General features: G+C 58.5%; 18 protein-coding genes and 7 pseudogenes. 9 read left to right on the plus strand and 16 right to left on the minus strand.

What is annotated here, in order from left to right; genetic code table 11:
- The first annotated feature begins 10 nt into the window (after positions 1–10).
- From LN139_RS00450 to LN139_RS00460, 3 genes are read left to right on the plus strand one after another with little or no spacing between them, the layout of a single operon-like run.
- On the plus strand, positions 11–802 hold the full coding sequence (locus LN139_RS00450; protein ID WP_236357855.1) for an ABC transporter ATP-binding protein: 792 nt from the start codon (positions 11–13) through the stop codon (positions 800–802).
- Positions 799–1,563, plus strand: coding sequence for an IucA/IucC family C-terminal-domain containing protein (locus tag LN139_RS00455; protein WP_236357858.1), 765 nt, complete (start codon positions 799–801; stop codon positions 1,561–1,563). The genes LN139_RS00450 and LN139_RS00455 overlap by 4 nt, the downstream gene beginning before the upstream one ends.
- On the plus strand, positions 1,560–2,168 hold the full coding sequence (locus LN139_RS00460; protein ID WP_236357859.1) for an RraA family protein: 609 nt from the start codon (positions 1,560–1,562) through the stop codon (positions 2,166–2,168). Before LN139_RS00455 ends, LN139_RS00460 begins: the two co-directional genes overlap by 4 nt.
- A gap of 187 nt (positions 2,169–2,355) precedes the next feature.
- Here the strand turns inward: LN139_RS00460 and LN139_RS25335 are convergent, their stop codons facing one another.
- Positions 2,356–2,868: a methyl-accepting chemotaxis protein gene (locus LN139_RS25335; protein ID WP_442964405.1), complete on the minus strand. Its 513-nt coding sequence runs from the start codon at positions 2,866–2,868 to the stop codon at positions 2,356–2,358.
- Between the two features lie 30 nt (positions 2,869–2,898).
- A pseudogene (locus tag LN139_RS25340) lies at positions 2,899–3,678 on the minus strand (PAS domain-containing protein); the annotation flags it as partial.
- A gap of 137 nt (positions 3,679–3,815) precedes the next feature.
- Between LN139_RS25340 and tspO the strand changes: the two are divergent.
- Entirely contained in the window at positions 3,816–4,256 is a 441-nt protein-coding gene (gene tspO, locus LN139_RS00470; RefSeq protein WP_236357863.1) for a tryptophan-rich sensory protein TspO, read from the plus strand.
- Positions 4,257–4,262: 6 nt separating this feature from the next.
- On the opposite strand, the gene LN139_RS00475 is transcribed toward tspO, so the two are convergent.
- Positions 4,263–5,882 carry a methyl-accepting chemotaxis protein gene (locus LN139_RS00475; RefSeq protein WP_236357864.1) on the minus strand — a complete coding sequence of 540 codons (1,620 nt, stop codon included), beginning with the start codon at positions 5,880–5,882 and terminating at the stop codon, positions 4,263–4,265.
- 200 nt (positions 5,883–6,082) lie between these two features.
- Here LN139_RS00475 and LN139_RS00480 point away from each other — a divergent pair.
- Positions 6,083–6,331 (plus strand): annotated as a pseudogene (locus LN139_RS00480) (type II toxin-antitoxin system HicB family antitoxin); the annotation flags it as partial.
- Between the two features lie 201 nt (positions 6,332–6,532).
- Here the strand turns inward: LN139_RS00480 and LN139_RS00485 are convergent.
- The 6 genes and pseudogenes from LN139_RS00485 to LN139_RS00510 all read right to left on the minus strand — a co-directional run.
- Positions 6,533–7,114 (minus strand): annotated as a pseudogene (locus LN139_RS00485) (NERD domain-containing protein); the annotation flags it as partial.
- 248 nt (positions 7,115–7,362) lie between these two features.
- Positions 7,363–8,832 carry a M10 family metallopeptidase C-terminal domain-containing protein gene (locus LN139_RS00490; RefSeq protein WP_236357867.1) on the minus strand — a complete coding sequence of 490 codons (1,470 nt, stop codon included), beginning with the start codon at positions 8,830–8,832 and terminating at the stop codon, positions 7,363–7,365.
- 346 nt (positions 8,833–9,178) lie between these two features.
- Positions 9,179–10,144, minus strand: a complete 966-nt coding sequence (locus LN139_RS00495; protein WP_236357869.1) for an IS110 family transposase — start codon at positions 10,142–10,144, stop codon at positions 9,179–9,181.
- A 188-nt stretch (positions 10,145–10,332) separates the two neighbouring features.
- Positions 10,333–10,734 carry a hypothetical protein gene (locus LN139_RS00500; protein WP_236357872.1) on the minus strand — a complete coding sequence of 134 codons (402 nt, stop codon included), beginning with the start codon at positions 10,732–10,734 and terminating at the stop codon, positions 10,333–10,335.
- 104 nt (positions 10,735–10,838) lie between these two features.
- Positions 10,839–12,314 carry a M10 family metallopeptidase C-terminal domain-containing protein gene (locus tag LN139_RS00505; RefSeq protein ID WP_236357874.1) on the minus strand — a complete coding sequence of 492 codons (1,476 nt, stop codon included), beginning with the start codon at positions 12,312–12,314 and terminating at the stop codon, positions 10,839–10,841.
- A 173-nt stretch (positions 12,315–12,487) separates the two neighbouring features.
- On the minus strand, positions 12,488–12,694 hold the full coding sequence (locus tag LN139_RS00510; RefSeq protein ID WP_236357876.1) for a hypothetical protein: 207 nt from the start codon (positions 12,692–12,694) through the stop codon (positions 12,488–12,490).
- Positions 12,695–13,090: 396 nt separating this feature from the next.
- Here LN139_RS00510 and LN139_RS00515 point away from each other — a divergent pair, with 396 nt between their 5' ends.
- Complete coding sequence (locus LN139_RS00515) at positions 13,091–14,188, plus strand: HNH endonuclease (protein WP_236357879.1); 1,098 nt, start codon at positions 13,091–13,093, stop codon at positions 14,186–14,188.
- An 18-nt stretch (positions 14,189–14,206) separates the two neighbouring features.
- On the opposite strand, the gene LN139_RS00520 is transcribed toward LN139_RS00515, so the two are convergent.
- Positions 14,207–15,289: a DUF1615 domain-containing protein gene (locus LN139_RS00520; protein WP_236357881.1), complete on the minus strand. Its 1,083-nt coding sequence runs from the start codon at positions 15,287–15,289 to the stop codon at positions 14,207–14,209.
- A gap of 424 nt (positions 15,290–15,713) precedes the next feature.
- Here LN139_RS00520 and LN139_RS00525 point away from each other — a divergent pair, with 424 nt between their 5' ends.
- Entirely contained in the window at positions 15,714–17,471 is a 1,758-nt protein-coding gene (locus LN139_RS00525; RefSeq protein ID WP_236357883.1) for an anti-phage dCTP deaminase, read from the plus strand.
- A 175-nt stretch (positions 17,472–17,646) separates the two neighbouring features.
- Here LN139_RS00525 and LN139_RS25345 read toward each other — a convergent pair.
- The 3 genes and pseudogenes from LN139_RS25345 to LN139_RS00535 form a co-directional block, all read right to left on the minus strand.
- Positions 17,647–18,201: pseudogene (locus LN139_RS25345) on the minus strand (IS5/IS1182 family transposase); the annotation flags it as partial.
- Positions 18,202–18,208: 7 nt separating this feature from the next.
- Positions 18,209–18,661 (minus strand): hypothetical protein, encoded by a 453-nt coding sequence (locus LN139_RS00530; protein ID WP_236357885.1) that lies wholly within the window; start codon positions 18,659–18,661, stop codon positions 18,209–18,211.
- Between the two features lie 166 nt (positions 18,662–18,827).
- A complete protein-coding gene (locus LN139_RS00535) occupies positions 18,828–19,886 on the minus strand; it encodes a DUF262 domain-containing protein (protein WP_236357887.1) in 1,059 nt (352 codons plus the stop codon).
- Between the two features lie 417 nt (positions 19,887–20,303).
- Between LN139_RS00535 and LN139_RS00540 the strand changes: the two genes are divergently transcribed.
- Positions 20,304–21,157, plus strand: a protein-coding gene (locus tag LN139_RS00540) for an IS5 family transposase (RefSeq protein ID WP_442964363.1) whose coding sequence is annotated in 2 segments (ribosomal slippage) — positions 20,304–20,645 and positions 20,648–21,157 — 852 coding nt in all. Because the reading frame shifts where the segments join, the coding sequence is not laid out codon by codon here.
- Positions 21,158–21,314: 157 nt separating this feature from the next.
- On the opposite strand, the pseudogene LN139_RS00545 reads toward LN139_RS00540, so the two are convergent.
- Positions 21,315–22,129, minus strand: a pseudogene (locus LN139_RS00545) (XRE family transcriptional regulator).
- 182 nt (positions 22,130–22,311) lie between these two features.
- Here LN139_RS00545 and LN139_RS00550 point away from each other — a divergent pair.
- A pseudogene (locus LN139_RS00550) lies at positions 22,312–22,736 on the plus strand (antiterminator Q family protein).
- Between the two features lie 224 nt (positions 22,737–22,960).
- On the opposite strand, the gene LN139_RS00555 reads toward LN139_RS00550, so the two are convergent.
- Entirely contained in the window at positions 22,961–24,577 is a 1,617-nt protein-coding gene (locus LN139_RS00555) for a response regulator (protein ID WP_268944865.1), read from the minus strand.
- Positions 24,578–24,997, minus strand: a pseudogene (locus LN139_RS24600) (GAF domain-containing protein); the annotation flags it as partial.

Raw genomic sequence — 24,997 nt, forward strand, 5'->3', positions numbered from 1 at the left:
GGTGGTTGAAATGAATTCCCTAGCCAGCCAAGGCCTGCACCTGGGCTATGCCGGCCGCTCCATCATCGAAGGGCTGGACCTGGCCCTGCCGCGCGGGCAGGTGAGCGTGCTGATCGGCAGCAACGGCTGCGGCAAGAGCACCCTGCTCAAGAGCTTCGCGCGGCTGCTCAAGCCCAGTGCCGGCAGCGTGCTGCTCAACGGCCAGGACATCCAGCGCAAGCCCACCGCCGAGGTGGCGCGGGAGCTGGCGATCCTGCCGCAGATGCCGGTGGCGCCCGAGGGCATCAGCGTGCGCCAGTTGGTGAGCCTGGGCCGTTATCCCTATCAGACCTGGATGCACCAGTGGGCCGCCGACGACGAAGCCGCCGTGGCCCGCGCCCTGCAACGCACCGACCTGGAAACACTGGCCGCGCGCCCTGTGGACGAGCTCTCCGGCGGCCAGCGCCAGCGCGCCTGGATCGCCATGGCCCTGGCCCAGGAAACCGAACTGCTGCTGCTCGACGAGCCGACCACCTTTCTCGACCTCGCCCACCAGATCGAGGTGCTCGACCTGCTGCGCGAGCTCAACCGCCGCGAGGGCAAGACTGTGGTGATGGTGCTGCACGACCTGAACCTGGCCAGCCGCTACGCCGACCACATGGTGGCGGTGCACGGCCGGCGCGTGTGCGCCCAGGGCCGGCCTTCGCAGATTCTCGACCAGGCGCTGGTCAAACAGGTGTTCGGGCTGGAGTGCCGGATCATTCCCGACCCGTTCTTCGGCACGCCGCTGTGCATTCCCTTCGGCCGTGACATCGCGCCATGACGTTCAGCGCCGATGAGTGGGAAGCCCTGGCGGGCCCGTTGCGGTTGTGCAGTGCTGCCGATGCTGCGCTCGGCCTGCCGGCGGCGCAGTGGCTGGACGAGGCGCTGTGTGCCGAGCGGTTGGATGCATTGAGCCCAGTGATCGGCTCGCCGACGCGGCGCATCACCGCCTCACTGCTGGGCAAGCGGCTGTCGTTCCTGATGACCGGCGCCTGCCTGTACGCGATGTCTGCCTACGACAAGGGCCTGGCGCTGACGCTGGATAACACGGTGGTCGATGCCCGCCACGATGGCCGGGTGTGGATATCTTCCTTGCCGCTTCGCGACCTCGGCACCAGCGCACCCAGCCCCGGCCAGCGCGAGGCTTGGCGCCTGAGCCTTGCAACTCTGTTGTTCGCCGGGCTGCTGCAGCCGTTGTGGGAGGTGTTCTACAAGGTGAGCGGCGTGCCGCGGCGCATCCTCTGGGAGAACACCGCCGTGCGCGTGTATTCGCTCTACGAACGGCGCCTGGCCAAGCACGAAAGCCCCGAAGTGCGCGAGCGCGCGAGGGCCGACCTGCATTGGCTGCTGGCCGAGGCATCGAACGAGGTGTTCGGCCTTTCCTACAACCCGCTGGCGCATTTCGACCGGCCGCACACGCCTATCCCGGGCAGCGACCGCAGTGTGCGCGTGCGCCGCACCTGCTGCTTCTATTACAAGGCCAGCGACCCGGTCGAGTACTGCTCCACCTGCCCCTTGATCTGCCCGAGGCCCTCCCGATGAACAGCCAAACCTCTCCCGTGCCTGAGCTGGCCGAGGCCTATCGCGACATCAGCAGCTCGACCATCGGCCACTTCGGCCGTGAAGGCCACTTGCCCGGCCTCATGCCGCTGGCGCCTGACGTGAGCCTGGTGGGGCGCGCCTTTTGCGTGGAAGTGCATGCGCCGGACGGCGCGATCCTGCGCGAAGCATTGATCGCCTGCCCGCCGGGGGCGGTGCTGATGGTGGCCTGCGTGGGCGAGGCGCATTGCGCCTGCTGGGGCGAACTGCGCAGCCTGGCCGCGCTGGTCAAGGGCGTGGCCGGGGTGGTGATCGATGGGCCAGTGACGGATGTGCGCGCATTGCGGCAACTGCCGCTGCCGGTGTTCTGCACGGGCGCCAGTGCGTACACCACGCGCTCGATTGGCGAGCAGGGGCGTGTGGGCGAGCCGGTGCAATTGGCTGGCGTGTGGGTGCGGCCGGGGGACCTGATCGTGGCGGATGATGACGGCGTACAGGTGCTGCCGGAAGGCCGGGCCTGGGAGATGCTTGGGGCGTTCGAGCAGAAACAGCGGCAGGATGCCGAGCGGCGGGAGGCGTTGTTTCAGCGGTGGCAGCAGGGTGGTTGACCGCCTCGTCGCGCGGCAAGCCGCCCTCCCACCGGGTTGGCTGAGGCGCAGATCATCCAGTGGGAGGCCGGCTTGCCGGGCGACGGTGGGTTTGCAGATAGGCCTGTCGCGCGGCAAGCCGCCCTCCCACCCGTTCGCCCGCGTAGGAGTGCGGCTGCGCCGCGCGACGCGATGATCGTGACGTTGATTACTCCGCCTGCACCTGATGAGTAAAGGTCTCCACCGCACTCACCACCCGCTTGGCACCGTTCTGGATCTCGCTGATCACGGTCCCGGCCTTGTTCGCCAGCGTCAGCCCGGATTCAGCCTGCGCCTTGCCCGTGCCGATGGTCGACACCGCACGCGAGGCCAGCGCCTGGTTCTGCTGCACCACATTGGCGATTTCCACCGTGGCTTGCGTGGTACGCGACGCCAGCTGGCGCACTTCATCGGCCACTACCGCAAAGCCGCGCCCTTGCTCACCCGCCCGCGCCGCCTCGATCGCAGCGTTCAACGCCAGCAGGTTGGTCTGCTCGGCAATCGAGCTGATGGTCTTGATGATGGTGGAGATCACCTGGCTCTGCTGGTCCAGCGCCTCGATGCCTTCGGCGGCGTCCTGCATGTGCACGGCCAGCTCAGCCATCACCGATACCGCCTCTTTCACCACCTGCGCCCCTTCTTGAGCGCTGTTGTCGGTCTGCACCGACGTGCGGTAGGCCATGGTGGCCGCGTCGGCAATCGCCGCTTCGCGCTGCACCTGCTCGGTGATGACGGTGGCGATCTTCACCACCTTGTAGAGCTTGCCGGTCGCGTCGGAAATCGGGTTGTACGACGCCTCCAGCCACACCTCACGGCCATGGCTGTCCACCCGCTTGAAGCGGTCGGCCACGTATTCGCCGCGGCGCAGGCGGTCCCAGAGCATCTGGTATTCAGGCGAAGCGGCCATTTCCTGGGTGCAGAACTGGCGGTGATGGCGCCCGCGGATCTGCTCCAGGCGGTAGCCCATCGCATGCAGGAACGGGTCATTGGCTGTGAGCACGTGCCCTTCGAGGTCGAACTCGATCACTGCCGTGGAACGCATCAGTGCCTTGATGAAGTCATCGGCATGGCGCGAGCTTTCGATGGTGCGGGTCAGGTCGTTGGCGTACACGGTGAAGTTCAGGAACTCGCCGTTGGCGCCTTGCACCGGCACCAGCATCACCCGCAGCCAGGCTTCGCCGCCGTCCTTGCGCATCAGGCGCATGGCTCCGCCGAAGTATTCGCGGCGCTGCATGGCCGTGCGGATGCGGCCGTGGAAGTCGGTGTTGACCACACTCTTGGGAACAAAGGCCTCCAGCGGCTGGCCTACCATTTCGGCGTTGCGGTAATTCAGGGTGCTCTCGAAGTTGGCGTTCACACTGATGAAGCAGCCATTGCCGTCCAGGCGCATATGAATCGCTGCCGCATCCAGGCGGTCGCGAATTTGTTTGAACACAGCCACTTCTTCACGAAGGGCGGCAAGCTCGGCTTTCAAACGGCGCGTCTGGAACATGATGGTAGACCGGGCAGATAGGTTGTATCTCTACATCGGCACGCTCTGAAAATTATTTATCGCGCTAAGAAAAAATACTGACAGGCGGTGGTGCGGCATTGCCACACGGTTGGCGGTCACTCAACGAGGAGGCAAGGATGGCGTTTTTCATTTTCCTGATCGCCTGCGGCGCCGCAGGCACCACAGGTGTGCTGTTCAAGCCCGGCGCCTGGTACGCCGCGCTGAAAAAGCCCAGCTTCACCCCGCCGGACTGGGCCTTCCCGGTGGCGTGGTCGCTGATTTACCTGCTGCTGGCCGGCGCCGGTTACCGATTGAGCCTGATGCCCGGCAGCCAGTTCGCGCTGGCGCTGTGGGCTGCGCAGATTGCCTTGAACACTTTGTGGACGCCGGTGTTCTTCGGTGCCCACAAGCTGTTCATCGCCTTGGTGGTGCTGGGCCTGTTGTGGCTGATTACCGCCCCCCTGCTGGTGGCGGCCTTCGGCCTGGACGCTCTGGCCGGCTGGATGCTGCTGCCGTACCTGGTGTGGCTGAGCCTGGCCGGCGCGCTCAACTTCTGCCTGTGGCGCGACAACCCTTGAGCCGCCTCACAGCCTGAAGCGGCCGAGCATCCGCTCAAGCCCCGTGGCCAACTGGGACAGCGCCTGGCTGGCCTGCGCAGTCTGCTCGGCGGCGTCGGAGGTTTGCGCCGCCAGGTCGCGGATGCGCACCAGGTTGCTGTCCACCTCATGCGCCACATGCGCCTGCTGCTCGGCCGCCGCGGCGATCAGGGTGTTGCGTTCGTTGATGCCGAGCGCAGCGGTGTAGATGCGTTCCAGCGCGCCGCCCGCGTCGGTGGCCTGCACCAGCGTGCCGTCGGCCTGGCTGACGCTGCTGTGCAGGGCGTTCACCGTGTCCTGCGTGCCGCGCTGCACGGCTGTGATCATCCCCTCGATCTCGCTGGTGGACTCGGCCGTGCGCTTGGCCAGCCCGCGCACCTCATCGGCCACCACCGCAAAGCCGCGCCCGGCCTCACCGGCCCTGGCCGCTTCGATGGCGGCGTTGAGGGCGAGCAGGTTGGTCTGCTCCGACACCGAACGGATCACCTCCAGCATCTTGCTGATGCTGCCGGTTTGGGTCGACAGCGCCGTCGCGTGGGCCGAAGCGCTCTGCACATTGCCCACCAGCACCTGGATCGAAGCCACCACCTCGCCCAACCGGCCCTGGCCTTCGCCCGCCGCTTGAGTGGACTGCCGCGATTGCTCCAGCGTCGCCGCCGCGTTGTGGGCCACATCGTCCACCGCCGCGCTCATCTCGGTCACCGCCGTGGCGGCCTGGTCCAGCTGATCGTTCTGCTGGCGCAGCGCGTCGCTGCTCTGGCCCATGGTGGTGGTCATCTGCTCGGTGGCGGCGGCCAACTGCGCGGCCGCCCCGGCGATTTCGCCCAGCGCCACCCGCAGGTTGGCCTGCATCCGGCCCAGTGCGCCGAGCAACTGCCCTGGTTCGTCATTGCCATCGGCTGCAACGGCGTGGCTGAGGTCGTTGTCGGCAATCCGCTGCGCGGCATTGAGCGCTGCCTTTACCGGTTGAATCACGCTGCGGCTGAAGCGCCAGGTCAGCAACAGCCCCACCAGTACGCCGGCCAGCGTCAGCCCCAGTGTCCACGAAACCGAGGCGTGATAGGTGCCCTGTGCCTCGGCCTGCTCAGCCTGCGCCTCGGCTGCGCCCAGGCCGGCCAGCTTCTCCATCTGCGCCATCATCGGCGTGGCATAGGTGTTGAGCCCGCGCATCGCCTCCAGCGCTTCGGCGCGCTTGCCCTGGCTGAGCAGGTCGATGATCGGCCGGGCCTTGCCGAGGTATTCCTCGAACAAAGCATTCAGCCCGGCCAGCGACTGCTTGCCCGCGTCATCGGCCACGTAAGGCGCATACGCCTTGAGGGTGTCGCGGATGTGCCCGGTCACCGTGTCCCACTTCTTCTGGTTGTCGGCGAACTCCGCCGGCCGGTCGAAGGTGTAGAGCTGGAACATGGTGATGCGCATGCGCGCCAGGTACAGGTTCAACTCCGCCGCCAGCGACTGGCGCGTGATGGACTGGCTTTGCAGCGTCTCCACCGAGTGATAGAGCGCCGAGCTCTGCCACAGGCTGAACCCGCCCATGCCGATGAGCAGTGTGATCAGCAGGGAGAAGGCGGCGAGGGTGCGGGGCGTGATGGGGAAGGACCGCAGCATGAGGGGGCGCTCCTGGGGGTGGTTTTTGTTGTGGGGATGACGGGGTATCGGCGGGGAGGGTGGGGGGCTTTAGTAGAGGGGATGGGTGGTAGGGGTCAGGATTTGGGCTGGTGATCTTTGCCGATGGGGCAGTAAAGGGAGTTTTGGGGCAAGCTTACCGCCATCATGCGGAAGGGGCCGAGCCCGGAGGAGAGCAGAAAATGATTTATCCCATCGCGGTTTTCCCCGGTGATGAGCAAAACGCCTGGGGTGTAGAAGTACCAGATATTCCAGGCTGTTTCTCAGCCGGTGATGATTTTGACGATGCGCTGGCCATGGCCCGAGAGGCGATTCAAACTCATCTGCAGTTACTCGCGGATGACGGCGCTGCGATTCCAGCCCCGCAAAGCGCTGCGGTCCATTCGGCCGAGCCTGAGTACGAGGGCTGTGTTTGGGCGATGGTTGATATCCGCTAGGCAAGGCACCAAAAAATCGCTCAATGCATGCGCTCAAAAGGCGGAATAGCGTCGCCCGTTACACGTCGCCCGGCAAGCCGGCCTCCCACCAGAATTCAGCGGCGCAGATCAAAAAGTGGGAGGGCGGCTTGCCGCGCGACGCGCGCCGATCTGCTAGCCGCCTTGGTTGCTCTCTTGAGGATGAAAACCGCACGCTCAAAGGCTCTGCATCGCCCTGCACTTCGGAAACCCCGAACACCCCCAAAACTGCTCCCCGGCATTCGCGCCCGTCTTGCGCGTGCGCACCACCAACGCATTCCCGCACCGAGGGCATTTGCGTTCCGCGTTCACATCACTGCGCTTGTTCAAGTTATCCACATGCTCCCGATGCGTAGCCCGCGTCGGCGCCAGGCGGCCGCTCTCTAGCGCATGGAACAGGGCATCCACCTCCTGCTCGCTGAACACCACCTGCTGGAACGACCGGATGTACCGAACGAACTGCCCGCCCTGCGTGACATTGGCCGGCATCCGGGTTTTGAACGTACTGCCGCCCACAAAGGTAACCACCGAATGCACATGCTCCGGCGCAACCCCAAGTGCCGCCTCCAGCGCCTTGAGGTGCTTGAAGTTCTGCCGCAGCGGGTTCTGGAACCTGAACGAGCGCCGTGGAAACTTCTGCGTCCACTGCGCCTGGGTTTCGCTACCGAAGATCCAGCCGCTCATGTTCTTGGTTTCCAGCACGAAGATGCCGTAGGCCGACACGAACACGTGGTCGATCTGCGTGGTGCCGTCGAGGGTGGGGATTCTAGCGGAAGGGGCAGGGGTGGCACTATGGAATTGCGATGGTTGGGAAGGCTTGGGTGTCGGTGAAAGCCGGTAGGTACTCCCTCTGCTCGGCATTTCAACTCACTGACTGTGCAAGTTGTGAGATAGGCGCGTCGCGCGGCGCAGCCGCTCTCCTACAATCTGGCGCCAAACCACATCTACGGCCTGGCGCAAAATCAATGGTAGGAGAGCGGCTGTGCCGCGCGACGCGCCGATCTACCTCACGCCGCGCCGGTCACATGATCGGCCGCCACACCCACTACCTCCACAGCCTGATGCGCCTCCGCCACGGTGGGAACGCTGGCCACCACCAGATTCTCCGCACTGAAGGTCTTGGCGAAATTCCCCTCCAGCCCAATCTCGAACCGATCCCCCTGGGCATCGGCATCGAAATCCTTCAGGTAGGTCCGGCCGTTGCCTTGGTCATACACCACCTTCAACGTCCCATCGGTGCCGTCACCCAGCCCGGTATACCCCAGCGCCGAGACATCGATCTTGTCCTTCTGGGTATCGAAGTTGACGATCAGGTCACTGTTGCCCCGCAGGCTGTCGCTCTTGTCCAGGTAGCGGAAGGTGTCTGCACCCGCGCCGCCTTTGAGGTAGTCGCCCCAGCCGTGGCCGATGAACACGCCGCCTTCGTCGCCGGCCGTGAAGATGTCGTGATAGCTATTACCGGTCAGGGTGGCGGTGCTGCGATCGACCGTTTCGTCGCCGGCGAAGATGAAGCGGTCGACGTCCAGCAGGCCGTTTACGCCGTAACGGTCGCTGGTGGTCAGGTGCAGCATGAAGCGGTTGCCCTGCGCATCGGTTTCGAACGACTGCACCACCACCCGGTTGATCGCCGCGTCGAAGCTGTAGTTCAGGGTGCCGTTGTAGCCGTCGCCCAGCCCGGTGAAGCCCAGGCGGGAGACATCCAGCAGGTCGCTGCCCACTTTGAACAGGTACACCTTGTCGAAGCTCGACGTGCCGGCAGCGTCGTTGACGAAGCTGTCGGTGATCTGGTCGAACTGCACCGTGGTGCGAGACTGGCCGGCGTAGACGGTGTCCGCCCCCGCACCGCCGTCGAAGGTGTTGACGTATTTGGGCGTAGAGACCACGTCATCACCGTCGCTACCGGTGACATGCCATTCCTTTTCACTTTGGAAGTAAGGAAAGCGAGTACCCGGCTCAATTGTGTAGGTGAGCGCAAAGTTGGCGGTGTTCAGCCCCGAATGGTCGCCCGCCAGGCGCACTTCGAAGGCGTTACCGTTGGCGTCCTTGTCCAGCGAATACACGTAAGTCACATCTTCCCCAGCGTCGTAACGCACCGCCAGGTCACCGTTGCGGCCGTCCCCTACGCGCTCCAGGCCCAGGGCGGTGAGGTCGAGCACGTCCCGTTCATCGTCGAAATCGACGATCAAATCCGAATGCGAGCCTGAGGCGTCGTAGTAGCTGTCGGACAGCGCGGTATAAACGAACTGGTTGAGCGAGGAAGAGTATTGATGGTGGTGCGAAATCAGGGTGTCCGCGCCTGCCCCGCCGATGAAGGTGTCTGAACCGGCCACCCCGGTGATCGTGTCGTCACCGGCGCCGCCGATCAGGATGTCGCGCTTTTCAGTGCCGGTGATCGTGTCGCCAGCGTCGGTGCCGATGAAGGTGGTGTAGACAGGGCGGTTGATCTGCTGGATGTCGTCGCTGTTCGCATTGGGCATGGCAGGGCTCTCTGAGCTCAAGAGGGTGGCCGGGAGCGACTGCCGTGCATGCGAGTGGCCAGGAGGCTCGCGCGCTGCTGCTCAAGCAACTTTTGCCCGCGAAAAAGGCGTTAAGTTCCGCGCGGCTGATGAGCAGCTCCAGTGGGAGATTCTATGGTTTTTGCAACCCTTGTCTCTGACCATCTTGCAGCCCCGGTGTAGCGCCAGGGTCACGCTGCCAATGCGTGGGAGGCCGGCTCGCCGGGCGATGCGGGGCCCCGCAGCTGTACTCGCGCCCAGCCGTAAGCGCCGAGGTGACAGAATCGCCTCGGTTGGTTCTCACCGCTTCAAACCTCCAGCAGCTTTTTCAGGCGCTAACGGTGGCCCCATAACTTCTCGTGACGGCCTGGTACTCGGTGCCACCCTTCATCAACGCGAATGCCACACGCGCCAGCTTTCGCGCGAGCATGACCAGTACCTGTGTCGTTGCCAGCCCTCTGGCCCGGTGATGTTCGTAGAATCCTTTCCACTGTGCGGTGCGGCTGGCACTCATTCCAGCGTTGTGGAGCAGGCGTCTGATCTCACCACAGCCTCGCTTGCTCAGGCATCGCTGGCCCTGTTTCCTGCCTGAGTCCGACACGCGCAAGTCCAGGCCGAGGAAGGCGATGAAGGCGTCGGAAGACGTGAAGTCGCCGCGGATGAAGGCCATGATCAAGCCAGCAGCCGTCAACGGGCCTATGCCCTCGATGGCCTGAATACGTTTGGCGTGACTCAGCAGGTTGGCCTCTCTGAGCGCCTCGTGGATCTTCTTTTCCATGCTGCGAAGCGCAAGCCCCAGCTGCCGCTTGATCTGCGCAAGTTCGGCTTTCAGTGCCGGCTCGCCGTCCAGGCTCAGCTGCATGCACTGCAGGCTTTTAACCACCACCGCGCGCCGGCGCAAGAGGCTTTGAAGCTTGCGGTAGGCTGGTGGAGGGGGCGACCAGGGGCGCTGTTCGTCACCTTCGTTTTTCAGATAACGCGCCAGCAAACGCGCATCGCAAGGGTCGGTCTTGGCCCGCTGGCCGATTCCCTTACGGTAATTGTTCAAGCGGTAGCCATCGATCACAAACACGTCGAAGCCGGCTGCATGAGCCAGTTCCGTCACGTCATAGTGATAGGCATTGGTAGGCTCGAGTGCGATCGCGGTCTGGGCGGGCAGCGATCTGAGCCAGGCCTTGATTTGAGGTTTTGTATTGGGGATGCGCGTCAGGCTGTCGCAATCGCTGCGGTAGATCACCAGTTCGTCCTTGGCGACATCGACACCCAACTCGGTACGTTGCACACGGTTTGCCATGGTCGGCCACTCCGGTTAGCTTTGACGATACTTGAAGGGGGCACCCAGTGGCGCAGCCTTGTCGCTATCGTCGTTTACGACCGAAGCATTCTTTATCGGCGCTTGGGTGAAGGGGGAGGGACGTTTTCTCTCACTGGCTGTATTGCTGGTCAGAGCAATCAGATGGGCGGCTTGTCCCTCCTCCCCCTTCAAGTATCACCATACAAGGGCGGCTTGCCGCGCGACGCGAGGATTTCACTACCCAGCAAGTTGGCAGGCTGTCCTTCGCCCGGCAAGCCGGCCTCCCACCCCAATTGAGCTGAGCCGCTCAGAATGTGGGAGAGCGGCTCGCCGCGCGACGCGAGGATTTCACTACCCAACAAGTTGGCAGGCTGTCCTTCGCCCGGCAAGCCGGCCTCCCACCCCAATTGAGCTGAGCCGCTCAGAATGTGGGAGAGCGGCTCGCCGCGCGACGCGAGGATTTCACTACCCAACAAGTTGGCGGGCTGTCCTTCGCCCGGCAAGCCGGCCTCCCACCCCAATTGAGCCGCGCCGCTCAGAATGTGGGAGGGCGGCTTGCCGCGCGACGCGAGGATTTCACTACCCAGCAAGTTGGCAGGCTGTCCTTCGCCCGGCAAGCCGGCCTCCCACCCCAATTGAACTGCGCCGCTCAGAATGTGGGAGAGCGGCTCGCCGCGCGACGCGCTGATCTACCTCACGCCGCAGCACTCACATGATCGGCCGCCACACCCACCACCTCCACAGCCTGATGCGCCTCCGCCACCGTCGGGATACTGGCCACCACCAGATTCTCCCCACTAAACGTCTTCGCAAAATTCCCCTGCAACGCGATCTCGAACCGATCCCCCTGCGCATCGGCATCGAAATCCTTCAAATACGTCCGATGGTTCCCTTGGTCATACACCACCTTCAACGTCCCACCCGTCCCGTCACCCAGCCCCGTATACCCCAGCGCCGCCACGTCGATCTTGTCCAGCTTGGTATCGAAATTCACGATCAGGTCATTGTTGAAACGCTGGCTGTCGCTCTTGTCCAGGTAGCGAAACGTGTCCGCCCCCGCACCGCCAGTCAGCAAATCACCCGCACCATTACCAATCAGCACACCGCCCTCTGCACCGGCAGTGAAAATGTCGTGCTCGTTGTCGCCAGTGAGCGTGGCCTTGGCCCGGTCGACCGTTTCATTCCCCGCAAAGATAAAGCGGTCCACATCCAACAGCCCGTCCACGCCGTAGCGGTCGGTGTTGGTCGCATGCAGCACAAAGCGATTGCCCTGCGCATCGGTTTCGAACGACTGCACCACCACCCGCTCGATCGACTTGTCGAAGGCGTAGTTAAGGGTGCCGTTGTAGCCATCGCCCAAGCCGGTGAAGCCCAGCCGCGAGACGTCCAGCAGGTCGGTGCCGAGCTTGAAGTAGCGCACCAGGTCGACACTGGAGGTGCCCGCCGCATCGTTGACGAAGCTGTCGCTGACCTGATCGAACTGCACCGTAGTGCGCGTTTTGCCCATCAAGTACGTGTCGGCCCCCGCGCCGCCGTCCAGGGTGCTGTTGTATTTCGGGGCGATGATCAAGTCGTCGCTCTCCGAGCCGGTGACATGCCACTCCTTGAGGCTGTTGCCATGCGTGAAGGTGCCGCCCGGCGCGATGGTGTAGCTGAGCATGAAGTTGCCGGTGTACAGCCCCGAGTGGTCGCCCGCCAGCCGCACCTCGAAGGCGTTGCCGTTGGCGTCTTTATCCAGCGAGTACACGTAGGTCACGTCTTCCTCGGTGTTGTAGCGCACCGCCAGGTCGCCATTGCGGCCGTCGCCCACGCGCTCCAGGCCCAGGGCGGTGAGGTCGAGCACGTCGTTGGCGCCGAAGTTCTGGATCAGGTCCGAGTGTGAGCCTGAGGCGTTGTAGTAGCTGTCTGAAATCTCGGTGTAGACGAACTGGTTGGCCCTGAACATATACGGGCTCTCGTGGGCAATGATCGTGTCGGCACCCGCGCCGCCGATGTAGGTGTCGGAGGCCGTGTAACCGGCGACCCCGTCGAGCGTGTCGTCGCCCGCACCGCCGATCAGAATGTCGCGCCCGTCGGTGCCGGTGATGCTGTCGTTACCGTCGGTGCCGATGAAGGTGGTGTAGGCCGGGCGGTTGATTTGCTTGATGTCGTCGTCGTTCACGTTGGGCATGGCAGGAGTCTCTCAGCTGCAAAAGGTGGCCGGGAGCGACTGCCGTGCATGCGAGTGGCCGGGAGGCTCGCGCGCTGCTGCTCAAGCAGCCTTTGCCCGCGAAAACGGCGTTAAGTTCAGTGCAAACGATGGGCATCGGGCTGCCACCGGCTGAACGGCGGCAGCCTGGGCGCCTACTGCGCCGGGGGTTTGAGCTGGTGGATAGCGCCGTCGACCAAGGCCTGGCTGGTGGTGGCCAGGATGCCGATGGCGGTGATCAGCGCACGGCTCAACGGCAGGCTCGCGTCACAGGCCTCGGCGGCCAGGGTGGCGGCGGTGTCGAGGAGGCGGCTGGCGCGTTGGAGTTGGGCGCATGGGGGGTGAGGGGTGGGGTCGGTCATGTTGGGCAGATTCCGATCGTGTGGTTGGAAGATGCCATCGCTCGCCGTCAAACAAGTGGTGGCAACTGTACATGGGTTGACGGACCGGTCACACGCGAACCCGGCGCACCCGAAGGCGCCCCATGCACAGCTGCCATAGAGTTTGGTTTGGATGCAGGTGCACCTTCACCAAGTCCTGTTGGACTGCGCGTTCTTGTGTGGGACAGGCCGTCAAACCTGATCGCGCATGTGGCGCGACGGGCGGAAGGATAGTGGTGGTAGCGGGGTAGGTCAACACAGGGGAAAAAGCAGGAAAAGGGCTGAATAGTGGCCGTTGGCCTTGTTACTGGTTGAAACCTTTTTGTTCTTTATGGAATATGCGAGTTTTCCTACAGCCAGTGACGGCAAGGGGTACTCGTGGCTATCAAAGCAGTTACCAAGGAACGGATTGATCGAGCGCTTGCTGTTTTCGATCGTGATTATCGAGATACACCTCAGTGGCGGGAATGGCATCTCAGCCAGGCTCACCGATACGCCATCAACGTTGGCGGCACGCTATACCCCGCAAAGAAAGTTGTTTCCTTGGCAACAGGGATTCCTGTCATAGATTTTCACGGCGGGCGTGAAACCAATACCTATCTTGAAAAACGTGGCTTTGAAGTAGTCGAGCTGCCTCGCGGCAAGCAGGCGCCCGTACTCCAATTCACACCGGACGCTTTATACGACCGTAAAACTGAAATTAACGGGCCATTTGGCGGAAGTCGCCAGAGCGGGATTGCGTCATCTGCTCAATACCCTGCGGTGTTTTTGTTCACAGGGGATACCGGCGAGCAATACGGGTACGCGGATCACTGGGAAAAGGGCGCGTACTTCTATACGGGTGAGGGTCAACGTGGCCCGATGACGCTAACTCGCGGAAACCGCGCCATTGCCGACCACGCCAAAGACGGCAAGGCGCTGCATCTCTTCCACGCATTGGGCAAAGGCAAAGGGTGCCGGTATATAGGTGAGTTTGCCTGCGCTGGCATTATCGAACGCACTCAGCCGGATGTAGAGGGCAAAGACCGCACCGCGTTGGTGTTTCAGCTGGTGCCGGTCGTTGCTAATGAAAGTCCCCGTGAGGAAGACGTTGAGCAGGACGCGCCAGCTTTACCTACGTCATTAGAGGCTGCCCGCGTTGCTGCACTTCAAGCGTGCAATCCGTCCGTCAGCGAACCAGGCGAAACTGGCCCACGCAAGCTGTACCAGCGCAGCCGCAAGGTGTCGCACTATGTTCAGCTTAGGGCGGATGGTGTGTGTGAGAGTTGCCGTAAGCCAGCGCCATTTCATAGAAAAGACGGCACGCCCTACTTAGAGCCGCATCACGTCAACCGGCTTTCCGATGGTGGGCTGGATCATCCCCGTTATGTGGGAGCTATTTGCCCGAGTTGTCATCGGGAAATTCATTCAGGCGTTAATGGCGGCGAGGTGAATGAACGGCTCAAACAGTGGCTTGCACAGAATGAGGTGGCCTAATGGGAGGCCTCGGCGTCTTCACTGACCTCTTGCCATGCACCGCGCCCGGCGTTCGTCTACTCGCTGGGCGAACCAAGCTGTGGTCAGGTGGCGGGTAATCTTGGGACTTTCCAGCGTGATGCCCGGCAAGATCGCTCGCGGCACGGTTTGGCGTGCTACCTGATCAGCCAGTTCGAAAACCCGCTTATACACGTGCGTTTTCTCAAAGCCTTGCTCATTGCCCTGGCGCAATTCGCTGTAGATCGCCGAATTGCTCATATCCAAGCGACTGCCCAACGAGCGAACGGCCAACTCAGTTTGCCCTGGTTCAGTAGAGCCGTAATTGATCAAGTCGCCGTCCAAGGCCAGGCGTACTTTCACCAATCTGTTTAGCGCTGCCTGGAAAGCAGCGTTCCGGCTGGCATAGTGGCCAGCGTTGTAATCAGCGAAGCGATAGATCGGTTTTGGGTAATCCGTGTGGTAGCCCAGCAAATGCGCCGTACCGAAGTACACACCGCCTTGGCGACTGAAGACGGCTTGGCGGATGGTGCCGGAGCGAGAGTAGGGATAGCCGCTGGCGTTTTGCTCGGCGAAGGCGACTGCTACCTGCATTGGGCCGCCTGTGTGAACCGGGTTGAAACGGCCGAAGAGTTGTTGCCCCAAAGGAGCCATGGCGATGAAGTCGTCGAAGACATCGCTGAGTTCTCGTTCGGTGCGGACTTTGGCGATGCGCTGGGCGTAGGTGGTGCCGGTTGAGGATCGCAGGCTTAGGGCGGCGTCTACTAGGAAGCCGGGAACATGCGCTTTAGAGGCGCGGCGGTCAATTTCTTCGCGGGCGATGCGGCCTAGCCCAGGAACTTGAGGGTCGGCTTGGAAGTTGGACTCTTGCTCGATGATGGCGATGACGGAGCAGAGGTTGTCGGGTGTTGGATCGAGGGATTGGGCCTCGAAAGCAGTTTGGATGTCATCGGCCCAGCCGGTGCGGTCGGGGATGTTGGAGGGGAGAAGGTGGGAGAGGCGGGTGCGGGTTTCAGCGGGGGTGTGGGTAGGTACATAAGAAATCTGAGAACATGCCGCCAGTTGCAGTAATACAAATGACAAAAGGGGAAGTTTTTTGATCATGAGATACGGGCTAATCCATTGGCTAAATCTATGAGGCTCGATTGTGTGTTAGTCATTTTTAACATGAGGTGATTCAAACGAAATTTTAAAGCGAAGGCTGTTTGTTTAAAACTACAAAGCGGATCTATCATATGCCGGAGTCAAGCATTCGTCGCTCTACTAAAAAATATCCTTCTAAGCTCAAGAGAACAGAAATATCAAGATCAGATTGGTCACGGCTATGTTTAAAAGAGAAACACCGCCATCCGGACTCGTCGTCCATAAAAGTAACGTTGAATTTGATATGCTTTAGAGAGTCGAGTGTTCGGGTAATAATGAGCTTAAATAAATACTGTGTAATGACAAGCTTGAGTCGAATTTTAAATTTCGCCAGTGTCGATGCAGCATGTGCTCCCGGTATTGCATATTTGCGGAATATATATAAATGGAAGTTAGCGCTATGAGACCTAATAAAGAAGTGGTTTCATCTCTTTTTCTGGAACGTAGTAAGTTTGTCGTTATAGGCCTAACCGGCCGCACCGGATCTGGATGCACTACAGCTGCCGATATTTTGGAAAGTAATAATCCAAAATTCCCAAAGTCCGATGCTGTTCAGTATAAAGGGAAACCTTTTTTTGATCGGTTGAATGCAAGGCGCTACGAGATCCTAAAGAACTACGCTGAGAAAAATATTTTTCAATTTTATTCAATAAAGGTGAGTGATTTAATATCGGCATATTTACTGTCGATGGAGCAGGATGAGTTCTTTCTGTTTGTAATGAGCTCTTTGGAGGTTCAGATAGAAGGAGTTAAGCTGCTTGATGTCATCCGCAATGGCGCGTATGGCAAAAGTAAAATCAAAAAAAATTTTTCTTCAATTATAAATAAATTGCTAGATCACGAGGAAAAATTTTCTTTGTTGGAAAAAGAGAAGAATAAATTCATATCCTTCATGCGTTTAATAAGAAAGTTTACTAATGACTTCAAGAAAGATCTTAGATCCATAGATAATGGTCTGTACGTTTCTGTATATCAGTCGGCGGGAAATTCAATACGGAAAATAGGATGTATTGATAAGGACTACAAACTAGTAGAGTTTTTGCCTGCCAGCGTCTTTCATCTACCTGAAACAATAAATAGAGTCATCAAGGGAATTAGAAGCATTAAAGCCAAGGCTCTTGTGGTCGTAGACGCTATAAGGAATCCATATGAGGCGAGATTTTTCAAAGACAGATATTCGGCATTTTATTTGGTTTCAATTAATGCACCCGATGACGATCGATCAGCCTATCTTCAAAGTGTTCACAAATTTACGGCTGATCAGCTTTTGGATATGGATAGGAATGAGTCGGGAAAGACCGATATTACTCATGCAAACTTTGTAAGTCAGAACGTCAAGCAATGTATTGAAATGTCTGATATTCATGTGTTTAACCCGAGAGGCGAGTTGGATAATAACAATATACTTAAAGCTCAGCTGGCATGGTATGTTGCATTGATGCTCCATCCAGGATTGGTTTCCCCTACTTCAATGGAAAGGGTTATGCAGATAGCCTATTCGGCTAAGAGTAATTCCGGCTGCATCTCCCGGCAAGTGGGAGCGGTGGTTACTGACGTTGATTTTTCAGTAAAAGCTGTAGGCTGGAATGACGTAGCAAAGGGGCAAATACCATGCTCCCTCAGGTCTATGGAGGGCTTGATAAATGAATTTGACCCAATTGCTTACAGCAAATACGAAAGAATGAATGCGGAGTTTAGAGGTAGTGCAGGGAGAAAATACATTAAGTTGGCAGACATCTTAAGCAGTGCCGGCCAGAATTTTTCATATTGCTTTAAAGACATTCGTAACGGTTTGGTAAGTAGTGATGCGACAAGAGGTAATCAAGTTCATACTAGATCGCTTCACGCCGAGGAAAATGCTTTTTTGCAAATTGTTAAGTATGGAGGGGCGGCGATCGAAGGTGGAAAGCTTTTTACGACTGCCAGTCCATGCGAATTGTGTGCAAAAAAAGCTTATCAACTTGGCTTAAAGGAGATCATATTTATCGATCCATATCCAGGCATTGCAAATGATCATATACTGGAGGTTGGTGAGAATCCTCCTGAACTTAAGCAATTTTATGGCGCAGTAGGTAAAGGATACCATCAGCTATATGATGCAATACTACCCTATAAGGATGAGCTTGCTTATATGGGGTCTTGAATCAGGCTGGGAGTATTGTAGTTGTGGTGGGCTGAATAACTTCTAACCTGCAGATCTAAATGTATAAGCTATTTGGTAGATTGGCAGGTTGGGAGGAATTATGATCAGTGGCGATTTTTACACTGCTAGTGGTTAAGTTTGGAGTGCAGGGCGGCTGATTTGCGTTTTATATTGACTTGGGACGGCCGCTTCGTGGGTCTATGTTTAATTTCAACGCTTTAATCTCAATAGCAGCCTGCATTCGATAGCGATAGCAGGACTGCCGAAGCGCCTCAGCTTCTTAGCGGTTTCTGACAGAAGACATCTACAGCGTTTGCGTGGACGGCCACTAACGGTTGGGAGTTGGGCGCCATCCAAGAGGGGTTGAGCGTAGTTGATGTTGCTGGCATTAGCGCCTGAAAGTAGAAAGCGAAGAGGAATTCCGTTAGCGTCGCACAGCATATGAATCTTGGTCATGAAGTCCCCGGCTGAGGCCTGGAGCCTGGTCAGCAGGTTCTTCAAGCCCCCTTTTCTCCAGGGGCCAGATAAGACTCAGGTTGCGCGTACAGCAGTCGAGTCGATCATCCAGGTCCTTAGCTCAATCCAAACCCTGTTCATTCAACCTCAGGTGCAAGCGTATGAGCGTCTGATCGAACATGTCTTAGTTTCGCGAACCACGAAACCGTTGATACACCGCTGACCAAGGGCTAAAGCGTCTCGGCATATCTCGCCAGACAGCAACCGAGCATATATAGGATTCACGCAATCAATGCCCGAGCAGTACTCTCTAGTTTTTCTAGAAAATATGTCAGTACCTCTTTGCGGGCACATGGGCCTGAGGTTGGTGTTGATGTCAGTAGCTCTCCGGGCGAAATTGCTGATAGGGGCGGAGTCAATAGAATATTTTGAACGACCTTTGCAAAATCTCTTTCACTTTCTGACGAGTTGTGGGCGATATGGTTGCGTATTTTCTTTGCCTGTTGAAGGTGGTTCAGAGAGGCTGAGACCGCGCTCTTCACTGGCTCGCCGGTCTGAATGTAAGTTTCTGCACGTTTCATAACTACAGTAGGGCTGGTCCAATCCAAAAAAGGCTGAGAGGACGTTATCATTGCTCGGGCATGCTCTTTGTCAATCGGGGAAACAAAAGCTGTCACTAAGGTGCCAGAAGCCGTATTCTCACCTGATACGTAAGCTAGGAATACGTTTTCCAATGAAATTTTCGTAGGCCCTATAGATTCTCAGAAAAATTGCTTCATAAAGAAGATGTCGCTCCGTATCCAACAACCCTGTTGCAGCACTGTTCGCTTTCGCGCGTAGGTCTGTTGCGATACTCTTTGCATGCAGAAATCCGTTGAAATCATCTAAAATTGCCATGCATTAAATTGCCTCGTAAAGTTTTTTGCAGATAAATTCAGTACGAGATCTACGAACGGATAGATCCGTTGTCGCCCGACGTGATGCTTCAATAAAATCTCGGTAATCATCGTCGGGTGGCAACGCATCTTTGGCGGTAACTTCATCATAGCGCGCACTTATCTCGTCGAGAACATTGCGAATCTGGCCAATATTTTTTTCACCAATCTCTATGCGAGGTACGTCGTCGAGATTTGGTACGAGATGCAAGCAATGTGCAATCGAAATGAAAAGTGTGTAGAAGAAGTGGACTCGATGGAAATTCGTTTCCTTCAGACTATCGGATGAGTAGATAGCGCCTAAGACGGCCATAACCCTGTCAAACCGCTCGGCGGCATCGAGACTAGCCTGCTCGTTATCATCATGCTTTTTGTAGAGATTCGGGATAGCTTTTTTCGGCTGAATCCCTTCGATCAAAGAACCCAGCAGATCTGACGACAGCTCAGCTTCGGCCATTCGCGTGACTTCTTTTTCGGATAAAACATTTGCTTCAATCCAGTACGCTGCATATTTGAAACCCAGCGAGTATGCTGATTGCTTGAAGTATCCCAGATACTGTGCATTTAATAGTTCTTGTGGATTGAGCTTTACAGAGTAAGTATTTAAGCGGGCAAATACATCTAGAATATCTTCGAAGGCTAGGTCAAAAAGCATGTCCACGCCTATCTCATATTTCAGATATTCTGATTTTACATCTTCAGGTAAATCTTCAAATAGAAGGCCTGCATAGTCTCGGTTGTGGGCCCTTGAAACTTTGAAATCACCATTAATAAAACCAAGGATCGCTCGAAGCCTCTGCTGGCCATCGACTACGGTACGAACATTTCGTCCTACATTCAGCGTCTGCGTAATTAGGATTTTCGGGATCGGTTTTCCTCTAAGTACAGTATCAACTAAATACGATTTGGCTTTTTCAGTCCATACTGAGCGACGTTGGAATTTTGGAGATAACTCTAGAAGCCCAGTTTGCTGCCATTCAAGAAAGTCAGATATATTGTATGCGCGCGTATCAAAATTTTTCATAGGTCACCAATTATTTAAAACTATATTACCTCGCGGGTAAGATAACTCTCACCGCGTGATAGCCTCTGTCGTTATCCTAATGCAGCTAAGGCCCAGTCTACAATGCTGGTGTATCAGATTAGGCAAAACTACTTTCCAAGCCGTCCAAAATCCTGGAATTCTCATCCTTTCCAATGAGCTGTTCACATGGCCAGCGCTACGAAACAGTAGACGGATTTTGTACGTCGATCGCTTGTCTATTGATCGATTTCTCAGTTAGCTAAAAGCGGATGATTGGCTTATGCTCAAGCAAATCTTGTAAATTCTCTTTTCCAGTCCTGCCTAGGCTCTGTACGTAATTGGCAGAAACTCAGCCAAACCCACACCGCAGAGCAGTTGCCGTAGAGTCTCCCGCCATCCAGGGAAAGGAGTCCTCTGATGGCCAGTCGATACGATATTTCAGATGAAGCTTGGGATTTGGTTGCAGATCTTTTCATAGGTCCGCAGCGCAAAGGCCGCCCGCGTCGTGATGACCGGCAGATGCTCAATGGCATTCTGTGGGTACTCTGTTCGGGAGCACCATGGCGCGACATGCCGGAGGATTTCGGGCCCTGGTCAAGCGTCTATCAGCGCTTTCGTGATTGGCGAAACCAACGTGTCTTCAACCAGATGCTCAAACGGCTGCAACTGAAGCTCAACGAAAAAGGCCGGATCGATCTGAAGACCTGGATGATCGATTCAACCGCCATACGTGCCTCCCGCTCGGCCTCCGGCGCGGGTAAAAAAGGGGGCCTGACGAACCTGCCGACCATGCTCTAGGCCGCAGCCGCGGGGGCTTCACAACCAAGATTCACATGCTGTGCGACGCTAACGGCATTCCTCTTCGTTTTTTACTTTCCGGCGGCAATGCCAGCGACATCAACTACGCCCAACCCCTCTTGGACGGCGCCCACCTGCCAACTGTTCGTGGCCGGCCACGCAAGCGCTGCAGATGGCTCCTGGCAGACAAAGGCTATGACGCCGAGGCGCTACGCCAATACTGCGACCGCTATCGAATGCAGCCCGTCATTCCCCTTCGGATGATGAAGCGCAAGCCGAAACCGGGCTTGCCTCGCCTGTTCGACAGGCCCAAATACGCGCAGCGGAACATCATTGAGCGGATGTTCGGCTGGCTCAAAGACAACCGCAGAATTGTTACGCGCTATGACAAGCTGGCAGAGAGCTTTGCCGCTATGGTTTCGCTGGCGTGCTCGTTGCGGTGTTTGAAACAGTTGGTTTCGTACAGAGCCTAGAGTGGCGCGCCTTTAGGCGCAAGCCTTTGGCCATACTCCAAGGGGCAGTGCACGATAGCCATTAAATGCACCCCCACATATCATTGAGACCGCCCGTAACGTCTGCCGCGAACCACGGCAGGCCACGTGCATCGCAATGAGTCTGACTAACTCCCCCTCACAACCTCTTCGCATTCCAAACCAACAATACCTTCGCATGAATCGTCAAATCATCAATCCGCGCCGTCTGATCCTTATGCTTCTTGTTATCCGAAATCAGCCACATATGCTCCTCATCCATCCGCTGCAGCCGCTTGATGAACAGCTCCCCCAGCCACGTCACCAGGTACACCCCTTCACCCACATACTCGGTCACCCCCCGGTCGACGATCACCGGGTCTTTGTCGTTGATGGTCCCTTCCATGCTTTGCCCCCAGCCGGTCACGATCGCGAGCGAGGTGGGCTGGGTGTAGGTGACGCCTTTTTCCTGTAGCAGATCGGCGCTCACGATGATGTTGCGGATGGCCTGGTTGTAATCGGACGGCACCTGGCCGTGGCCCATGGCGGCGCGCACGTCGTACTGGGGATCACGATTTCGTCGGGCTTGCCGCGCAGGGCAGTGACGTTGCGGGGGGCCGGGGTGAGCGGCAGGTCGCTGGGCTCAAGTGCGGCGGCTTCGATGCGCAGGCGGGCTTCGGCGGAGAGGCCTTTGACCTTGGTGAGCATGTGCTTGACCTGGTCGGAGGTGGAAAGGGTGGGGGTGGGTTTGGCCGGCGCGGCGGGCGCGGTGGCGCTCAGCAACAGCGATGAGGGATCGACGCGCAGGGCGGCGGCCATGGCTGTGATATCGGCCAGGGACGGTTCGCGGGTGTCTTTCTCGTAATTGCCGACACGCGACTGTGATTTCCAGCCGCAGGCCTCGGCCAGCTGGGCCTGCGAGAGGCCGGCGGCGGCGCGGAAGCGCTTGATGCGTTGCCCTAATGATTCGTTCATGCGCGGGATTCAAACACGGATTGAAATGACAGTGTTTCACTTTTTGTGTTTGAAATAAACACATAATGTGTTTAGGCTTGGTTTCAGATGCAGGGCTGGCATGAGGTGAACGGTCCTGCGGCAATACACACAGCAGGGCTACTGGCGGTACCGGTGGCCTGTGGAATACGGGGGAGTGAACCATGAAGAAACGGACTTATGTCGGCAAGGCGATGGGTGATACGGAGTGGCTGCTGGAGCAGTGGGGCTGGTGGCGGATGGATGGGGTGGGGGTGCCGCGGTACACCTCGCCGTTGTATGCGCTGATTCGGGATAACACGCCGTGTGAGGGGGCGGGCGGCGGTATTCGTTGACGGATGACCAGGCGCTGGCGATCGATGGGGCGGTGGCACGGTTGACGAAGCGGGATGCGCAGATGGGGGATTTTATCTGGCTGTATTTCGGGGCGAAGTACCCGGCGTTGCGGATTGCGCGGTTGGCGGGGATCAGTGAGGCGAAGGTGCGGGAGTTGGTGCGGGCGGGGGCGGCTTGGGTGGATGCGGCGTTGGAGGGGTTGCGGGGTAGGGAGGAGGAGAGTGTGCGTGTGGGGAGGGTGGCTTGTGTGTAGGGGGATTTGGGGCGGTAGGGTGTAGATGTGCATGCTGCATGTCGCCCGGCTAGCCGGCCTCCCACTTTTGAATGTGTGGGGGTGGGTTTGAAGAAGGTTTCCGCGCGGATAAGAGGGCGGTTTTATGAGGGCGTGGTTTGGTTGTTTGGTTGATTCAGGTGTTTTGAGACCCCGGTGTTGATGCCGGGGTTTTTTTGTTTTTGGAGGGTGGCGCGTCGGGGCGATCAGGGGGCGGCGAGCAGCAGTTTGATGCGCTCGGCCATGGTTTCCATGGCGAAGGGTTTGGTGAGTACCTGCATGCCGTCTTCGAGTTGCACGTCGCCGATCACGGCCTGTTCGGCGTAGCCGGTGATGAACAGCACTTTGAGATCCTGGCGAGCCCGGCGTGCGCGGTCTGCGACCTGGCGGCCGTTGATGCCTCCGGGCAGGCCCACGTCTGTAATCAGCAGGTCGATACGGGCGGTGGACTCCAGAATGGTCAATGCGCCTGCACCGTCGGCGGCTTCGAGGGTGATGTAGCCCAGCTCTTCCAGCACTTCGGCCACCATGGTCCGGATGCTGGGTTCATCATCGACCACCAGCACCGTGTCACCCACTCCTGCGATTTCAGCCTGTGACAGGCGGGCCGCCTCGAGTGGTTGAAGGGCTTCGCCTTCATGGCGCGGCAGGTAGATGTACATCGCCGTGCCTACATTGACCGTAGAGTGCACCCTGACCTGGCCCCCGGATTGTTTGGCGAACCCGTAGATCATCGAAAGCCCCAGGCCGGTGCCTTTGCCGATGGGTTTGGTGGTGAAGAACGGGTCGAAGATGCGGGCGATGACTTTTGGCGGCATGCCCAGCCCGGTGTCGCTGACGCATAGGCACAGGTATTCACCCGCCGGGAGATCGAAAGACGCAGCCATGCGGTTGTCGATCACTTTGTTCGACGCCTGGATCACGATTCGGCCGCCATCGGGCATGGCGTCCCGGGCATTGATGCACAGGTTGAGCAATGAGTTTTCGAGCTGCGAAGCATCTACCCGTGCATTCCATAGGTCGGGCATCAGATTGAGCTGTAGCTCCACCTGCGGCCCGACGGTGCGCCGGATCAGTTCTTCCATCTCCACGATCAACCGGGCAGCGTCGGTGGGTTTGGGGTCCAGCGTTTGCTGGCGGGAGAAGGCCAGAAGCCGGTGGGTCAGGGCGGCGGCTCGCCGCGCCGCACTTTGCGCCGTGCCGACGTATCGCTCGACGTCATTGAGGCGCCCCTGGGCCAGGCGCCTTTGCAACAGTTCCAGCGAACCGCTGATGCCAGCCAGCAGGTTGTTGAAGTCGTGAGCGAGGCCGCCGGTGAGCTGGCCTACCGCTTCCATCTTCTGGCTTTGCCGTAACGCTTCTTCGGCTTTGGCGAGGGCTGCAACCTGTTCCTTTTCGGAGGTCGCATCACGGCCAACAGCGATGATGAAGTCATCGGAGGGGCCCGCCGTCCAGGAGATCCACCGATAATTTCCGCTTTTTGTTCGATAGCGGTTTTCGAAGCGATTCAAGTGCTGCTTCTGCGCCGCAATGGTTTGAGCGCCCTGTTCGGTATGTTGGAGGTCTTCAGGGTGTATCAGCTCGAAGAGGTTGGCGCCAAGCAGGTCTTCTTCAGCCCAACCCAGCACTTCCGTCCAGGCCGGGTTGATGGCGGTGATCGTGCCATCGAAGCTTGCGACCAACATCAGGTCACTGGAGAGCTGCCACAGCCTGTTTCGGTCCAGGGTGCGCTCTTGTACCTGCAACTCGAGCGACGCCGCCAGTGTGTTCAGCTCCTGTTCGGCCTTGTAGCGCTGAACGGCTGAGCGGGTATTGGTGGCCACGCTCTGGATGAAGGCGATATCACCGTTCGACCATTGGGTAGGCTTTGCATGGTTCACAAAAAAGAATGCAGCCAGCCGTTTGGCTTCGATCAAAGGGACATGCACAAGTGCGCTACTGCCGAATGCCAGGAAGTGCTGAACGTGGGCCTTGGTTCTCAAGTCCTTGGAAACATCATCGATGATGATCATCTCGCCCAGATCGAGTGCCGAGATGGAGCTCCCGAAATCCTCCGTTCGATGTGTGCCCGTGCCCTTGGGAAGGCGGGGCAGGCACCAGTCGTGCTCAACGGTGAACACTGTGCCGTCTGCACTCACCGTCGCGTAGCCGGCCCGGTCGGCATTGAGTGTGCGCCCAAGGATCTGCGACGCCTTGTAGGCGAGCGCAGCAGGGTCCTCGATCAGCCTGAAGGCCTCGTTCAA

The sequence above is a fragment of the Pseudomonas sp. KNUC1026 genome, assembly GCF_021650705.1.
Lineage (GTDB): Bacteria > Pseudomonadota > Gammaproteobacteria > Pseudomonadales > Pseudomonadaceae > Aquipseudomonas.

Coding starts and splice junctions, on each gene's coding strand:
- LN139_RS00450 (WP_236357855.1), top strand. CDS start 11: ATGAATTCCCTAGCCAGCCAAGGCCTGCACCTGGGCTATGCCGGCCGC.
- LN139_RS00455 (WP_236357858.1), top strand. CDS start 799: ATGACGTTCAGCGCCGATGAGTGGGAAGCCCTGGCGGGCCCGTTGCGG.
- LN139_RS00460 (WP_236357859.1), top strand. CDS start 1,560: ATGAACAGCCAAACCTCTCCCGTGCCTGAGCTGGCCGAGGCCTATCGC.
- LN139_RS25335 (WP_442964405.1), bottom strand. CDS start 2,868: ATGGCCTACCGCACGTCGGTGCAGACCGACAACAGCGCTCAAGAAGGG.
- tspO (WP_236357863.1), top strand. CDS start 3,816: ATGGCGTTTTTCATTTTCCTGATCGCCTGCGGCGCCGCAGGCACCACA.
- LN139_RS00475 (WP_236357864.1), bottom strand. CDS start 5,882: ATGCTGCGGTCCTTCCCCATCACGCCCCGCACCCTCGCCGCCTTCTCC.
- LN139_RS00490 (WP_236357867.1), bottom strand. CDS start 8,832: ATGCCCAATGCGAACAGCGACGACATCCAGCAGATCAACCGCCCTGTC.
- LN139_RS00495 (WP_236357869.1), bottom strand. CDS start 10,144: ATGGCAAACCGTGTGCAACGTACCGAGTTGGGTGTCGATGTCGCCAAG.
- LN139_RS00505 (WP_236357874.1), bottom strand. CDS start 12,314: ATGCCCAACGTGAACGACGACGACATCAAGCAAATCAACCGCCCGGCC.
- LN139_RS00510 (WP_236357876.1), bottom strand. CDS start 12,694: ATGACCGACCCCACCCCTCACCCCCCATGCGCCCAACTCCAACGCGCC.
- LN139_RS00520 (WP_236357881.1), bottom strand. CDS start 15,289: ATGATCAAAAAACTTCCCCTTTTGTCATTTGTATTACTGCAACTGGCG.
- LN139_RS00525 (WP_236357883.1), top strand. CDS start 15,714: ATGGAAGTTAGCGCTATGAGACCTAATAAAGAAGTGGTTTCATCTCTT.
- LN139_RS00535 (WP_236357887.1), bottom strand. CDS start 19,886: ATGAAAAATTTTGATACGCGCGCATACAATATATCTGACTTTCTTGAA.